This is a genomic window from Acidaminobacter hydrogenoformans DSM 2784 (genome assembly GCF_900103005.1).
GTDB classification, from domain to species: Bacteria; Bacillota; Clostridia; order Peptostreptococcales; family Acidaminobacteraceae; genus Acidaminobacter; species Acidaminobacter hydrogenoformans.
The window spans coordinates 213710-227586 of sequence record NZ_FMWL01000001.1; the positions used below are offsets into that span (position 1 = coordinate 213710).

At 43.4% G+C, this 13877-nt stretch carries 12 protein-coding genes; 6 read left to right on the top strand and 6 right to left on the bottom strand.

What is annotated here, in order from left to right; all coding sequences use genetic code 11:
* The first annotated feature begins 430 nt into the window (after window positions 1-430).
* The 6 genes from BLP63_RS00950 (at window position 431) to BLP63_RS00975 (ending at window position 5732) form a co-directional block, all read left to right on the top strand.
* Window positions 431-1105 carry an AAA family ATPase gene (locus tag BLP63_RS00950; protein WP_092589013.1) on the top strand — a complete coding sequence of 225 codons (675 nt, stop codon included), beginning with the start codon at window positions 431-433 and terminating at the stop codon, window positions 1103-1105.
* Entirely contained in the window at window positions 1078-1491 is a 414-nt protein-coding gene (locus tag BLP63_RS00955; RefSeq protein ID WP_242870739.1) for a DUF234 domain-containing protein, read from the top strand. The genes BLP63_RS00950 and BLP63_RS00955 overlap by 28 nt, the downstream gene beginning before the upstream one ends.
* 98 nt (window positions 1492-1589) lie before the next feature.
* On the top strand, window positions 1590-2897 hold the full coding sequence (locus BLP63_RS00960) for an RNA-binding domain-containing protein (RefSeq protein WP_242870740.1): 1308 nt from the start codon (window positions 1590-1592) through the stop codon (window positions 2895-2897).
* Window positions 2898-3543: 646 nt separating this feature from the next.
* Complete coding sequence (locus tag BLP63_RS00965; RefSeq protein WP_092589015.1) at window positions 3544-4035, top strand: sigma-70 family RNA polymerase sigma factor; 492 nt, start codon at window positions 3544-3546, stop codon at window positions 4033-4035.
* Window position 4036: 1 nt separating this feature from the next.
* On the top strand, window positions 4037-4951 hold the full coding sequence (locus BLP63_RS00970; RefSeq protein ID WP_092589016.1) for a DUF3298 and DUF4163 domain-containing protein: 915 nt from the start codon (window positions 4037-4039) through the stop codon (window positions 4949-4951).
* 40 nt (window positions 4952-4991) lie between these two features.
* Window positions 4992-5732, top strand: coding sequence for a hypothetical protein (locus tag BLP63_RS00975; protein WP_139159752.1), 741 nt, complete (start codon window positions 4992-4994; stop codon window positions 5730-5732).
* 269 nt (window positions 5733-6001) lie between these two features.
* Here BLP63_RS00975 and gdhA read toward each other — a convergent pair whose 3' ends face one another.
* From gdhA to BLP63_RS01005, 6 genes are all read right to left on the bottom strand, one after another.
* Window positions 6002-7339, bottom strand: coding sequence for an NADP-specific glutamate dehydrogenase (gene gdhA / locus BLP63_RS00980; protein ID WP_092589018.1), 1338 nt, complete (start codon window positions 7337-7339; stop codon window positions 6002-6004).
* Window positions 7340-7542: 203 nt separating this feature from the next.
* Entirely contained in the window at window positions 7543-8802 is a 1260-nt protein-coding gene (locus tag BLP63_RS00985) for a dicarboxylate/amino acid:cation symporter (RefSeq protein WP_092589019.1), read from the bottom strand.
* A gap of 16 nt (window positions 8803-8818) precedes the next feature.
* Window positions 8819-10285, bottom strand: a complete 1467-nt coding sequence (locus BLP63_RS00990; protein ID WP_170829213.1) for an amidase — start codon at window positions 10283-10285, stop codon at window positions 8819-8821.
* Between the two features lie 57 nt (window positions 10286-10342).
* On the bottom strand, window positions 10343-11527 hold the full coding sequence (locus BLP63_RS00995; protein ID WP_092589021.1) for a dihydroorotase: 1185 nt from the start codon (window positions 11525-11527) through the stop codon (window positions 10343-10345).
* A gap of 13 nt (window positions 11528-11540) precedes the next feature.
* Window positions 11541-12701: a pyridoxal-phosphate-dependent aminotransferase family protein gene (locus BLP63_RS01000; RefSeq protein WP_092589022.1), complete on the bottom strand. Its 1161-nt coding sequence runs from the start codon at window positions 12699-12701 to the stop codon at window positions 11541-11543.
* Window positions 12702-12725: 24 nt separating this feature from the next.
* Window positions 12726-13772: a GntG family PLP-dependent aldolase gene (locus BLP63_RS01005; protein ID WP_092589023.1), complete on the bottom strand. Its 1047-nt coding sequence runs from the start codon at window positions 13770-13772 to the stop codon at window positions 12726-12728.
* Window positions 13773-13877: the final 105 nt, after the last annotated feature.

A 13877-nucleotide genomic window follows, 5' to 3' on the forward strand; every position in this document is an offset into this window, starting at 1 on the left:
CGCAAGCCATCACCAAGCGCCTCCGGAGTTCTTTCCGGGGGCGCTTTTCCATGCTCTTTGCTTTTCTCATGTCAGTATTAATCTGACGACCAATCTGCGCGACTCCGCTTCACGATTGATAGTCACTTGCGTTAGGAGAAAAGCTTCCTGGTCCTGGTCTCGGACTTGGTCCTTTGATAATCATCTGCACCTATTGCTCTGATGTTTACTTAGTGGGGGCTGATGGTAAGGTGACCATCGGCAGAAGTCTTTGGGGCGTACAGGATTCAATATAAGCGCTGCATACTCTGGGCAAGGATGTGAAACTCACCAACGTTTTATCGAAATACACTTCGACATATTTTGTTTCGATAAAATTGAACGATGGTTTGATTTAAATTATAGTTATCGTAACAGGCTACGACGTATTGTGTTGCGCGAAGGTCATGACATGTTTATTGGCAGAGAACTTGAGTTGCAAGAGCTTGAGCGGCGATATGAAGCCAGCGGATTTCAGCTGTTTGTCCTGTACGGGCGGCGAGTGGGAAAAACGCGGCTGATTCAGGAGTTCTGTAAGAATAAGGCTGCCCTTTTCCACGTCAGCATACAGCAGGAGGTAAATGGGGCACTTCGGGCATTTTCCAGAGATGTTTTAGCCGCACTGCCTTCAGAGGTCTCTGCGTATATTGACCATTTCAATTCCTGGGAGGAGGCTTTTCGTTATACCGCTGCGCAGGCAAATGGCTCAAATGAAAATACATCCGCTGTGAAGGGCGAGCTTTTATCGCTGAACGGTCACCTGCTCGAAGAACCCATGAATCTGATGAAGCAGGAGATGAGGGAGCCGGCGCTCTATAATTCCATCATCGAAGCCGTTGCTAACGGGGATTCCAGGCAAAATGAAATTGCCACAGCGGTTAAGAAAGACGCGCGAGATATCACCGCATATCTGAAGGCCTTGATCGATCTCGGCATTCTGGAGAAGCAGCAGCCTGTCGAAGAAACAATCAGAAAAAGACGGTTTACAGGCTGGCAGACCAGCTCTATCGTTTCTGGTCCCGCTTCATGCCATCCTGCCTGTCCCTCATCAGCATGGGAATGGGCGACAATGCCTGGAAGGATGTGATTCAACCTGGACTGGATGGATACATGGGGAGTACTTACGAAAACATCTGTCTTCAATACATCCAGCGGGAAGTCAGGGAGGGTCGCATCACACCAACTTATCTGACCTATGGCCGATGGTGGGGGAACAACCCTGATCGAAAGCGGGAGGAAGAAGTGGATGTCGTCGCGGTAACCTCCACTCACATCCTGGTTGGAGAATGCAAGTGGCGAAACGAATCCATGGGCACGGAGACCTTGGACGTATTGAAAACACGGGATGAGTTGATCCGAAAGGACAGGGAGATTCAGTATGTTCTGTTCTCAAAGTATGGTTTTAGCGACGCTTTAATTAAGCTGGCAAAGAAGGAGCACGTGCTGCTGTTGAGGGCTGAGGCGTTGGTTTAGGCACTTCACCAAGGATTGACGCAAATTATTCTGATGATATAATGATGATTAGAACGATTAGAATCATCAGAATCATAATTAGAATGCGAGGGGATCTTGTGTTCACAGAAAGCAAAACGATTGAACTGAAACGCGAATACACTGAAGATATTAGAAAAAGCGTGACAGCCTTTGCCAATACAGACGGCGGAAAAATCTACATTGGCATCCAGGATAATGGCAGTGTTGTTGGCATCTCCCAAAAAGATGATTTAATGACGCGTGTGTCAAACATGATTCGCGATTCAATTCGCCCAGATGTTACATTGTTTACCGATATTTCTATTGAGCAGTTTGATCGTAAAGACGTCCTTGTCATTCACGTCCAACGGGGCACCGCTCGCCCATATTACCTACATGGAAAGGGGATTCGGCCTGAAGGCGTCTACATCCGCCAGGGCGCTTCCTCTGTTCCTGCAACCGAGGCTGCCATATTAAATATGATCAAAGAAACCAGCGGCGACAGCTTCGAGAAGGCCCGGTCATTAAATCAGCAATTGACCTTTGACGGCGCAGCGGCCTATTTCGAAAAAATGGGTGTCGAATTTTTTGACACTCAAAAAAAGACACTGCACTTGATTGATCAAGATGGGATGTTTACCAATCTCGGGCTGCTTCTTTCAGATCAGGCAACGCATACGATTAAACTGGCAGTATTTGAAGGTGACAAAAAAACCATATTTAAAGAACGGAGGGAATTCACTGGATCAATATTACTTGAGCTTGAGGAAGCCTATGACTTTATAGAGCGCTATAACAAAACAAGGTCTGAGTTCAAAGGCTTAGAGCGAATGGATCAGCGAGACTACCCTATTGAAGCCATTCGAGAAGCCTTGCTTAATGCAGTTGTTCACAGAGATTATGCTTACAGCGGCAGCATTCTGATCAGCCTATATGATAACCGTTTGGAAATTGTGACCATCGGCGGACTGGTCAAAGGCATTTCTCTCAATGACATAATGCTTGGTGTCTCAGTTCTGCGTAATCAGCATTTGGCCAATATCTTCTATCGATTAAAGCTGATTGAGGCATACGGCACCGGCATACCAAAAATGATGGCTGCCTATGATGATTATGAGGTTAAACCAATGATTGAAGTGTCTGATCACGCCTTTAAAATTACACTGCCAAATACAAATTATAAACACAGCGCTATGAAAGAACGTTTATCTTCCGGGCTAAGCCAAAGAGAGCTGCAGATCCTAACATTGCTTAAACGCAATAAAGTGGTCGGACGCAAAGAGGTAGAGCTTGAGGTTGGCATTTCTCAAGCTACAGCGGTTGTGACATTGAGAAATATGCTGAAAAAAGGGTTAATCGAAAAAGTTGGATCAGGCAAGAATATGAAGTACAAGATCAGTCAGTGAACTCCACGTACCCCCGTACCTGGTACACCCAGCGAAGCTGATGAAGTTGTTTGCTGTTGGATATAGTTTTTGCAATCCTTACAGCGATTAATTTTCAAAATGCGAGTCGCTCGGGAGCGATAGGCACCAGCCGCAGGAACAGATAAAGAAAATAGTGAAATTGATTTACAATTTAACTTACACTATCACCAAGCGCCTCCGGAGCTCTTTCCGGGGGCGCTTTTCCATGTTCTTTGCTTTTCTTATGTCAGTATTAATCTGACGACCAATCTGCGCGACTCCGCTACACGATTGATAGTCACTTACGTCAAGAGAAAAGCTTCCTGGTCCTTGATGTTCATCGATCCCCATTGCTCTGATGTTGACACTGGGATGGCTGGAGGATAGGCGACCATCGGCAAAGCTTGTGTCCTCAGGTCCCCGAAAATCTTCAAACCACACTCTTCTACTCACGCCTGCCAAATTATGAGATACTCATGGTGTGAAAACCATGCTTGGAGAAGCACGCGGTAACGACGCGTATGAGGCACTGCGACACGACAGCAGCTTAAAACCCAACTTTTTTTCAAAAAGCGCAAACTTTCCCGTCATCTATGGCGTCTAAGGCATGTAGCGCTACTATAACAAGCAAAGTGAGGACTCGACATTGAACAATCGACAGATCGCGGATTATGTCACTAAAAACAGAGAAAGCCATTACCGGCTTGCCTATAGCTATGTCAAGAATCCGGACGACGCCCTGGATGTGATCCAGGAGTCCATCTGCAAGGCGATTCACAGCGCCCACACGCTGAAATCGCCTGAATTCATCAAGACGTGGTACTGCCGGATCGTGGTCAACACGGCACTGGACCTCCTGCGGAAGCAGAAAAAGCTGGTCCTGACGGATGACGAGGCCTTCGAAGCCCTCCACCCCGGCGTCAACGACACCCTGCAGGATTACGACCTGCATCAGGCGCTGGACCGGCTGCCCGGCCACTACAAGACCATTGTGGTGCTCAGGTACTTTGAGGACATGACCCTCGACGACATTGCCGAGGTCACCGGCATCCCCCTCAGCACGGTCAAAACCCGACTCTACAAATCCCTTAAAATGCTGCGTCTCGAGCTGGAGACGGACGAGAAAGGCGGAAATTAGAATGACCCCAAGCATCGAAAAACTTCGCAGTACGTATGAAAGCGTTCCTATTCCGGACGAGCTGGAGTCCCTGGTGAGCGAAACCTTGAGCCAGGCCATGGGCGTTTCCAGGCTCCAGGCGTCACAGGCACGCAGGCGCAAGCACCGGGGCTTCCTGGTCGCCGCGGCCTCGTTGGCAGCTGCCTTTGTCATCTTTGTGGCGGGCATCAATCTAAGCCCGGCCTTCGCAGAAAAAGCAAGTACTCTGCCGATGGTCGGTCGTCTGGTAAAAGTCCTATTGCTGCGAGAATTCTCCCATCAAGACGACACCTACAACGCCAACATTCAGGTGCCTGGCATTGAGGGCCTGGACAACCAAGACCTCGAGGATCGCTTGAACGCCAAATACCTATCGGAAAACAAAGCGCTTTATGACGCGTTCATGGAGGATATAGCCGCTCTGAAAGAGGCAGGCGGCGGCCATCTGGGTGTGGACAGCGGGTATCAGGTTATGACAGACACCGAGAACATTCTGTCTATTGGCCGCTACGTCGTAAACACCGTGGGCTCGTCTTCTACAGTTTTCCAGTATGACACCATTGATAAGGTGAATGAGATCCTCATTACGCTGCCAAGCCTGTTTACAGATGAGCGTTATATTGACCTCATCAGCGAGGAGATCAAACGCCAGATGGTAGCACAGCATGAAGCTGACCCACAGCGGTTCTTCTGGGTAGAGGGCATTGAGCAGTCTGCGAATCTGCCGCTTTTTGACCGCATTGCCGCGGAACAGAGCTTCTACATCAGCGCTGAAGGCGAGCTGGTCATCTCCTTTGACAAATACGAGGTCGCGCCGGGCTATATGGGCGTTGTGACGTTTACCATTCCAACAGAGCTCCTGGAGGAGGTCCTCGTGAGCCGTGCGTATTTGAAATAAGCCAACCTGGAGAAAATTTATTATGAAAGAGGCGAGCACAATGAAGCTTTGTAAAACTTACGTTGTACCCTATTTGATACTGACCTTATTCCTTACCGCGGGTCTGATGCTGACGGGCTGTGCGCCGTTGTCTGCTGAGGCAGCGCCAGCGCCGGAAAGCGAGTCAGCAACTTCCGTTCAACCCCCTGAGCAAGCGCTTGATGCGCCACTGAATGCAGCTGACTACGAGCTCGTGACGCACGTTTACGAAGAGGCAGACAGGCGCATTAAAATTGCCTATCCCCAAATTACGGGTTTTAAAGGTGAGCTGCTACAGGATTATATGAATCAGAGTCTGAGAAAGCCTGTCGAGGTATTGACGGATGGCACTACTTATACCGATCTTGATGTAGATTTCAAGGTTACCCTTAAAACCCAGGAGAGGCTCAGCGTTATTTTAACTGGGACCGGACAGCTGGAGGGCGGGCGCGAGTTTAATTATCTTAACAGCGTCAATTTGGATCTCAAGACTTCCAATGAGATCACCTTTGAGACCTTCATCAAGGAAGATCCCGTCTCCAGAGAAGCCTTTACGAAGCTTCTGGACCAAAAGCTCAAGGCATCAGGCTATTCGGAAGGCGCTGAGTATGAAGGACTGAGACTCTTTTTCAGACCGGAGGAAGTCGTGTTCTTCTTCATGCCTCTTGACGACAGCGCGGAGGCGTTCGTTCAGATCAGTGTGCCGAACGTTGAGCTTGAAGGGCTTGTGAAGGATACGTTTGGGGAGCGGCCGGCCAGTTGAGGCTGGGTTTCAGGAGAAACGAAGCCTTCAGCTGCGCCAAGGGAAATTGATTTACAATTAACCGCAAATCTACACCAAGCGCCCCCAGATCTCAGATCCAGGGGCGCTTGGCATGTTCTATGTTCTCACTTCACGATTCCTTTTTCAATTAATTGATTGCGATACTTCGGGTGGGCGTTCAGGAACCATCGGCAAATGCTTTGAATCTCATTACTATAAGAGTGAGGCTGCATGATTATTCTCCCAGCAACCCAGCATTAATCGATTATTTAATAATCCCCCTGAAGTTGCATGGCCTCCGCCACCCTCAAAAAGCTTACAATATTCGCACCTGCGACGAGATCATGACCATAACCATACTTCATCGCGGCTTCCAGCGAATCTTTGTAAATATTATTCATAATATCATTCAAAACTTGATCCACTTCCTCAAAAGTCATGCTCTGGCGCATTGAGTTTTGAGTCATCTCTACTGCTGAAATTGACACGCCTCCAGCATTGCTCGCTTTCGCCGGCGTAAGCAGAACCCCATGATCCATTAGATACTTAATTGCATCATAAGTCGTTGGCATGTTGGCGCCTTCGCAAACCGCTATGACACCATTCGCCACCAATTTTTCTGCACTCTCAAGGTCAATTTCATTCTGTGTCGCGCAAGGAAATGCGATGTCACACTTAACACTCCAAATATTGCGAAAGCCTTCAATATACTCAGCCGCTGGGTGATCTAAAAGATAATCTTTAATTCTGCCCTTTTGAACCTCTTTTAGCAGAATCATTGCATCTATGTCGATCCCATCCGGATCATAGACATAACCGCCAGAGTCGCTCATAGCCATGACCTTAATGCCAAATTCCCTGGCTTTGACCGCAGTGTATAACGCGACATTTCCAGACCCCGAAATGACGGCACGTTTTCCTGAAAGCTCTATTTCATTATAATCGAACATTGCTTTTGTGAAATACAACAGTCCAAATCCCGTTGCTTCTTTACGACCATGTGATCCACCATAAACGATATGTTTACCAGTTATAACCCCACTCTCATGCGCATTTTTGAGTCTGCGGTATTGTCCGAACAAATAGCCAATCTCTCTTGAGCCGACGCCTATATCCCCTGCAGGAACATCAACATCTGGTCCCAAATGTCGAAACATTTCTGTCATGAAACTTTGACAAAAGCGCATGATTTCAGAATCACTCTTACCTTTTGGATCAAAATCAGCGCCACCCTTTGCACCTCCGATCGGACGACCTGTAAGCGCATTTTTGAATGTCTGCTCAAAGCCAAGAAACTTTAAAATACTTAAATTGACTGTTGGGTGAAATCTGAACCCACCTTTGTAAGGTCCTCTGGCGCCATTGAATTGAATTCTATATCCTCGGTTTACAACAAGCTCACCTTGATCATTGACCCAAGGTACCCTAAAAAGAATTGCTCTCTCTGGTTCGGCCATCCTTTCAAGAATATTCGAGCTCTCTAATTCTGGATGTTGGGCTATGACCTTCGCGATGGAGGAATATACCTCTTCTACTGCTTGAATAAATTCTGGCTCATTTGCATTTCTCTCTTTTATATTTTCTATTGCCTTTTCCATATACGTCATATTCTCTCCTCCTCCATCACTAAGTAATTTCAATATTATGAGGTCTTAGTCAGACTAAACGGATCAACAGTATTGTTTGGTTTCGAAAAAATAGGATTTACGATATTCATGTTTGACACTTCGGTTTATATTATAGGTTGAAGTGTTTTTCTTTTTATCTATCCAAACAAAATTCAACAATTGGTGATTATTATAGGTTAACATCACACTGCTTCCGATGCGACTTCTACAGACATTGCTTTGCCATCGAAAATCTCCCTGTTAAATTCACCTTCACCGTTTGCGATAATCAATGAAACCAATGCGTCAACATCAACATTCGGAATCGTTGTAATAGCGCCTCTGAACCAGTCCACACCAGCGATCAGAGCAATGCCTTCAGGAGGAAGTCCCAGCACAGGCATCATACTTACAAATACGACCAAACCTCCGCCTGGTACTGCTAATGATCCCATGCATCCGAGCGTTGCTACAGCAACAATTTTTATTACATTACCCAAAGATGCGTCAATACCAAAGAACTGTAAAAGCATCAAGCTAGCCATTGACATAAAGATCGCCTGACCGCAGCTATTCATTGCCATACCCAATGGATTGACCAAATCTGATATTCTTTTACTCACCCCGAGCTTATTAACTGAATCATCCATTTTTGTAGGCAGTGTGATTGCGGATGAAGTGGTAGTCGCGGCCACAAGTGTCATATTGCCAAGTTTTCTGGCAAGCTTGAAAGGATTTACCTTTACGATGGTTGCCGTCACAAAAATGGCCACTATCATAATTAATGCACATGCGATTAACAACCCACCCAAGTACTTAAACATCAACTGCAAAACTTGTATCCCCATTTGACCGGACACAACAGCAATGAGCGCACCAACTCCAAGAGGGGCGATTTTCATCACTGATTTTATGATAATCAGCAAAATGCCATTAAATTTTGTTAATCCATTAATTATGGATCTATCACCTGTCTTTTCAGTATAGCTGCTTACTGCAACACCTAAAAACAGTGAAAAGACAATGATATGTATCATATTCGCCTTAGCAAGCGAATCAATGATGTTGTTAGGTATGAAATTCACGAACGTTTCAAGAATACCCTGTGAAGTCGGCTGAAGAGTCGTCTCCAAATCCATGGAAGGCAATCCCAATCCAGGCTTGACAATGTATCCAGTCGCAATACCAATAATAGCAGAGACTATTGTTCCGCCCAAAAACCATGCAAATATCTTGAAACCAAGTTTCCCCAGATCTCTTGGCGAAATTTGCCCAACTGCAATCGTAACAGAGCTTAAGATAATTAATGGCACGCCCATAAGAATTAATCTTAAGAAAATATCGCCAATAAATTTAATGGGGGCAATTTGAGGACCTAAAAATACACCAGCAGCTATACCAATCACTGTTGCTATTAGGATTTGATTAGTTAAAGATATTTTTTTCTTATTGCTTTCTTTCATGTTTTCTCCCCCTCTATTATTGTTGTGGTTTTGTTCTGAATCTCGTTAATTGCTCAAATGCTTTTCCGATTCTTATAATACTTTTGTCATCTAATTCCCTCCCTAAAAATTCAATCCCGATAGGTACGCCTAATGGCGCCTCAGCGGTAGGATTTGTAAAGCCCCCCGGAACGACCATTGCAGGAAATCCGAGTAAAGATCCCAAAATCCCATTTCTTTCAGCTTGAGATTCGCCAACCTTCACAACTGGTCTCTTTTGATGCGGATAGACTAAAGCGTCAATTTCATACCTGTTCATCAGATCTGTGATTTCTTTTTTTAGCTCCAATCGCCTATTCACTCTATACAAATAGTTCTCATCATTATTCCTGTCCAGACTATTTGCCTGAATACAGCTCGGCATAATGCCCTCATATAGAAGATTTGAGTCAATCATGTCTGCCAATGTTTTTATCTTCATATCTTTTCCATCAGTATTTAGAAATTTGTTTAGAGCGTCCTTGAACTCGTACAAGTCTACACTTGTGGTCTTTTGCAGCTCTACAGCATCGTAGTCCTCATGCACCTCTATTACTTCAACGCCACTATTCTTCATAATCTCCAAACAATTATGCATGACCTCATTGACACTCATATTAATATCACTTTGACCAAAGAAACTTTTTAATACACCTATCCGCAGACCTTGTAGGGTAAACTCGCTGTTGTCTACTTCATCTATTTTTACATAGTCATGAACTTTCTCAGTATTTGGATCGTGTTCATCATAGGCTGTCATCACCTGAAAGGCTATGTTTAAATCTTCAACCGTTCTCGCAATGACACCCACATTGTCTTGATTGAATGATGATGGTATGACGCCATTTTTACTGATCAATCCGTAGGAAGGCCTGAGCCCCACCAGATTACATCCTGAAGCGGGTGATCTTACCGAGTTCACTGTATCCGTTCCCAAACCAATAATCCCAAAGTTCATTGCGATAGCAACGGCAGTGCCGCCACTGGATCCACCTGGTGTCCTTGTATGATCATAAGGATTAATTGTTTGTCCTTTTAAGGAATTATTAGTTTCGCCTCCTATTGCTAATTCATGCATATTTGTTTTTGCCAAGATAATTGCACCGGCATCCATTAATTTTTCAATTAGAAAAGCGTTTTTTTCAGGAATGAAATCCTTTAAATAAACCGAACCTGCTGTTGTAGGCATTTCTTTTGTATAAATATTGTCTTTGACAAGTATCGGAATCCCATGCAGCGGTCCTTTAAAACCACTTTCCGCATAATACGCATCCAGGTCCTCCGCAAGCTTCATGGCGTTGGGATTAATTGTTATTATGGAATTGTATTTCGGAAAATTACTATCAAGTTTGTCAATACGATCAATGTAGGCCTTGATTAATTCTCTGCAAGTTATTCTACCTTCTGCTATCGCATTATGTACGTCACTTATCGTAATCTCTTCAACGCAAAAGTTATTAGTCACATTGAACCTCCTTGTCCCTGTACTGGAATCATAGTTCCTCAACCTAAAGCATTTGTCTCAGCATAGATCAAATATTACGTGCCCGTTTTTTATTGTCTTAATAACTTTCCCAATCGTTTTATAGCCAATGAATGGCGTATTTGAGCATTTTGAAGCAAACTCACTTTCAAGTATGGCAGATTCGTTTAAAGGATCAATAATCGTCAAATTACCGTTGTAACCCGTTCTTAATAATCCGTGTTTAATACCAATTATATTTGAAGGATTAAATGACATTAGCTTACTAATAACGTTGAGAGAAAGTCCCTGTTCTCTGCATAAATACGTAAAACACAGCCTAAATGCCAGCTCTATCCCAACTGCGCCCGTTAAACCATTCAGCATATCATTTTTCTTTTGAGGCGCATGGTCAGTTGCTATGGAATCAATAGTGCCATCAATTATCCCTCTCAAGAACATCTTGATATCTTCCTCAGCTTTTAGTGGCGGATTAACTGGATATTCAGTTTCTGTAGATATGAGGTGGTGGGGTGTTATGTCGCAAGTAATCTTATTCGTCTTTTCTTTTAGTCCTTTTATAACAATTAAGGCATCCTTTGAGCTCACATGAGTAAAATGTGTCCGGCATCCCGTTTCTAAAGCAAGAATCCCGCACCTGCTCGTTTCTAATACTTCTCCCATACTGGACATACCAGACGGGAGATTTCGGTCTTCTGCTTGCACTATCAGGAGCAAATTGTCATTTTTACATTTTCTCATAACTTCCAGCAATTTCGTATTAGATAGATTCATGCTTCTTTCTACGACAACATTCTTTACTTTATCACTGATTGTATTAATTATTTCAAGTGTGTTTTCATCTAAATGCCTACCGATAAAGATGCTTTGGTGTACATCAATCAATCCAATTTCCTTATTTTTCGAATAAACATAATCCAAAGTCTTATTTATGTCCCAAGAATCATCTGAATCATACATTAGATTTATGAAGGTGTATCCACCTTTGACCGCCCCTAAAGATCCGGATAAAATATCTTCTTTACATGTGGATAAAGGATCCCTGAAGTGGGCATGTAAGTCAACAAACGAAGGCATACATATACAATTAGTTCCATCTATCATCTCATACCGAGATTCTAAATCTATCCCTACTTGTGTAATTTTCCCATCTTCAATTAAGATATCCCCGACTTGATCAAGAAAAGGATCAATAAGTCTAATATTCTTAACCATTATGTTCATAGTGTTTTACCTGTTAGCCCTTTCTGAGGATTAATTCAGAAATTCTTCTCGATGAAGTCCCCAACTTCAAATCATAGCCTAGTTGATACAACGTCAACTCAACTGCGCCCAAAATTGAGTATATTTCCATCAGGTGGATAGAACCCAAATGGCCAATTCTAAAGATTTTCCCTTGAAGGTCGCCCAAGCCACCTCCAATAACTACATTAAACTTATCTTTTAAAACCTTGGCGAAATCTTGGTACTTAATGTTCTCCGGCATTTTGATTGCTGTAACGGTATCTGACTCATAACCCTCTTCTGCGAACAACTCTAATCCAAGACTTTTTAGGGCTTCACGCGTTAGCGTTCCTATAAAATTGTGCCTATCCCAGATCTTTGTTAATCCCTCTTCCTCAATTATGTCCAATGCTTCTTTTAGTCCATACAGCAAGCTGGTTGGAGGTGTATAAGGCATCTGATAATTTTTCATTTTTTCTTTTGCTGCATTATAGTCCCAATACCATTTTGGCAATGAAGCTTCCTCTCTTCGAGCCCAAGCCTTTTCACTAATGCAGACAAAGCTTAAACCCGGTGGCAGCATGAAACCTTTCTGAGAGGCTGAAATCACCAGATCCACACCCCATTTGTCTGTTTCAAAAGGTAGGCATGCTAACGAGCTAACAGCATCCACGATCAGTAGTGCCGGATGGTTTAATTCCTTTAACAAGGTGCTTATTGATTCAATATCATTCGTGATCCCTGATGTAGTTTCATTCTGAGGAAGACAGACCCCTTTTATTTTATGGTATTTATCATTCCTTAAAATTTCGCGTAGATCTTCGTCTTTTATGGCTTTTCCCCATTCTTTATTAATTCTAATTACACTAACACCATAGCTTTCTGCTATAATGGCTACCCTCTCGCTGAATAATCCATGGGAAGCTGCCAAAATTGTATCACCGTGAGAAAACATATTGACAACAGCAGATTCAAGCGCCCCACTTCCCGAGCTAGGAAATATCAAGATATCGTTTTTTGTCCTGAAAACACTTTTCAGACCATCAATGCAACCTCTCACTAAGTCTTCAAATTCAGATCCTCTATGATTGATAATTGGTTTTGACAAGCTTCTTAATATTCTATCTGGAATATTGGTCGGTCCTGGGATTTGTAAGTATTGTCTGCGCTCCATACCTTACCTCCTCGAATACTTTAATTACATAATTTTATTGCTTATGATATCTCGAATCGATTTTGACGCGATCTGGATTTCATTCCTTGTTATGCCATAATGTGTGACCATTCTAAATGAACTTTTTGATATTTTTTTTACCTTGATATTTACATCCAAAAGGTCCTGGATTAATTGATCAATTTCTAAAGAAAGACCTTTGAGACTTGCGACGACAATATTCGTATGGATCCTGCCAGTGTCGACATACAATCCTTCAATTTTTGATAGCTCATTTCCTAAATACAATGCATTTTCATGGTCTTCCTCAAGTCTTGAAATCATGGACTCCAAAGCGACTATTCCTGGAGCAGCCAGGAATCCCGCTTGCCTATAGCCCCCACCTATTCTTTGTTTTAACCATCTGGCTTTATTGATGGTTTCCTCATTCCCGGCAAGGATAGCACCAAATGGGGCAGATAGCCCCTTCGTCAGAGCAAACATGACCGTATCAGCGCCGCTCACTATTCTGCTTACCGGAATCCCTGTTTTTACCGATGCATTAAATATTCTTGCACCATCCATATGCACAAAAATACCTTTATCTTTTGCTAATTGATATACATGGTCCAAATTAGCTTGAGGTACAACCATTCCGGCATTAAGATTATTTGTGTTCTCCAAACAGATCAAAGCTGTTTTGGGTGTTTGTATGGCTTTAGGCTGAATATGTTCTTCTAAATAATTAAGATCATAAACACCCTCAGGGATGGGAAATGATCTTGTCTGTACTTGAGACAATGCCGCCAGTCCACCCACTTCAAGATTAAATATATGAGAAGAATCCCCTATAAGAACTTCTTCACCTCTATTGGCCATAGCCATAACAGCCAATTGATTCCCCATTGTACCAGATGTTACAAATAACGCTGACTCTTTTCCTAAAATTTCGGCCGACATAGACTCCAATTTTTTGACCGTCGAGTCTTCACCAAGGATGTCATCCCCGACATCCGCATTATACATAGCTTCTCTCATACTTTTTGTAGGTTGAGTTACTGTGTCCGACCTAAGATCGATAAAATTGTTCATTATCTTCACCTCACTTTTCAATGGTTTTAGTATTTTTAGTATGATCTACCGCTCATTAACTTAATACGCAAAAACTATGCCAGTCTAAAATTGAGTATTTTGTGG

Bases quoted from the DNA above. Each gene is read 5' to 3' on its own strand.
- BLP63_RS00950 (WP_092589013.1), top strand. From the start codon at position 431: ATGTTTATTGGCAGAGAACTTGAGTTGCAAGAGCTTGAGCGGCGATAT.
- BLP63_RS00955 (WP_242870739.1), top strand. From the start codon at position 1,078: ATGGGCGACAATGCCTGGAAGGATGTGATTCAACCTGGACTGGATGGA.
- BLP63_RS00970 (WP_092589016.1), top strand. From the start codon at position 4,037: ATGACCCCAAGCATCGAAAAACTTCGCAGTACGTATGAAAGCGTTCCT.
- BLP63_RS00975 (WP_139159752.1), top strand. From the start codon at position 4,992: ATGAAGCTTTGTAAAACTTACGTTGTACCCTATTTGATACTGACCTTA.
- gdhA (WP_092589018.1), bottom strand. From the start codon at position 7,339: ATGACGTATATGGAAAAGGCAATAGAAAATATAAAAGAGAGAAATGCA.
- BLP63_RS00985 (WP_092589019.1), bottom strand. From the start codon at position 8,802: ATGAAAGAAAGCAATAAGAAAAAAATATCTTTAACTAATCAAATCCTA.
- BLP63_RS00995 (WP_092589021.1), bottom strand. From the start codon at position 11,527: ATGAACATAATGGTTAAGAATATTAGACTTATTGATCCTTTTCTTGAT.
- BLP63_RS01000 (WP_092589022.1), bottom strand. From the start codon at position 12,701: ATGGAGCGCAGACAATACTTACAAATCCCAGGACCGACCAATATTCCA.
- BLP63_RS01005 (WP_092589023.1), bottom strand. From the start codon at position 13,772: ATGAACAATTTTATCGATCTTAGGTCGGACACAGTAACTCAACCTACA.